The sequence below is a fragment of the Advenella sp. genome, assembly GCF_052108595.1.
In the GTDB taxonomy this organism is placed as follows: Bacteria; Pseudomonadota; Gammaproteobacteria; order Burkholderiales; family Burkholderiaceae_B; genus Advenella.
In genome coordinates this window covers 1-1,236 of the sequence record NZ_JBQEAU010000007.1, presented here as the reverse complement: position 1 = coordinate 1,236, position 1,236 = coordinate 1, and the positions used below count along the sequence as shown (strand labels likewise).

General features: G+C 57.7%; 2 protein-coding genes. Both read right to left on the bottom strand.

Annotated features, from left to right (window positions below):
• Positions 1-602 (bottom strand): hypothetical protein (locus ACTIKR_RS02110; protein WP_442327021.1); only part of this gene is annotated, 602 nt, incomplete at its 3' end.
• 12 nt (positions 603-614) lie between these two features.
• The coding region (locus ACTIKR_RS02105) for an ankyrin repeat domain-containing protein (protein ID WP_442327020.1) at positions 615-1,236 on the bottom strand (622 nt) is incomplete at its 5' end.

The window sequence follows — 1,236 nt, the reverse complement described above, 5'->3', positions numbered from 1 at the left end:
ATACACTGCAAGGTCCCGACAGACGTGGAACGGCTTTGCAGTTGCCCGACCTTTCTGGGGCCGGTCGAAATGGATGCGTTGCTGACGTTGATCTGGTTCAGCGGGATGCCATTTTGCAGGGTTACGGCCAGATTTACATTGGAATGCCCGGAAATCGGCGCAAGCGTCTCGCCAGGGTTGACCGTGTCTGCAGGCTTGAGGAAGTAGCCGGTCAGTGCGCTTTGCACCGATGTCTTCATCAGCGTATTCATCAGCCCCGAGGCATCAAAGGAGCCGTTAAGCGTCGATCTGCCCTGCTCCACCGTCAGCGTGAAGGGTCCGGTGCCCTGCACTCTTTGCCCGGCAATGGGCGCATCCGCATCGACCGTCAGGTGGGCCGTACATTGATTCGCACTGACGCGGTTAACCTGATTGACCAGTACTGAAAATCTGGCGGTTGCCCCATCGACCGAACCGGACAGGCGCGTATTGGGCACCAGCCAGGGGCTGTCGCAATAATTCTGCTCTGCGTGAGCGATGCCGCCAGTCAACGCGCACGCCAGGCCGATCACCGCATAAAGGGACTGCTTGCTGGCCAAACGGGATTTCAAATACCAGGTCATGGTCGTATATCCTTATTTTGTACCCAATGCGCTTAGCACCTCGGTGTTGCCGAGTTTTCGGGCCATATCAAGAGCGCTTACGTTCTTCTGGTTGATCGCCCGCGGATCGGCACCCGCCGCCACCAGTGCACGCACCACATCGGCATTTTTCGACGTCACCGCCATCAGCAGTGGCGAACTGCCATCGGGCGCCGGAGCATTCGGGTAGGCGCCCTTGCCCAGCAGAAATTTGACCACGTCTGCATGCCCTTTGGAGGCCGCGTAATGCAACGGAGTCCAGCCCAGGCGGTTAACCTTCGCACCTCGGGCGACAAGTTTCTTGGCACGCGGCAGATCGCCAATAATCGCCAGATACATCAGGGGCGTTTCACCCGTGCGATTTACCGCATTAACATCGGTCTTAGGATTGGCGGCCAGCGCATCGAATACACCCATAGACTGGTCACGGATTGCCTGAATCAGCGCAGGCTCCCCGTTTTCGTTGACTGCATTGGGATCTGCTCCCTGGGACAACGCCTGTGTTACTTCACTGGCGCGATTGTTTTTTATATCATTCCACAAGCCACTGCTGCTGCCGGCATTTGCCGCGCATGCGCTTACTGTCACAGCCAGCACGGCTGCCAGCATGGCTTTT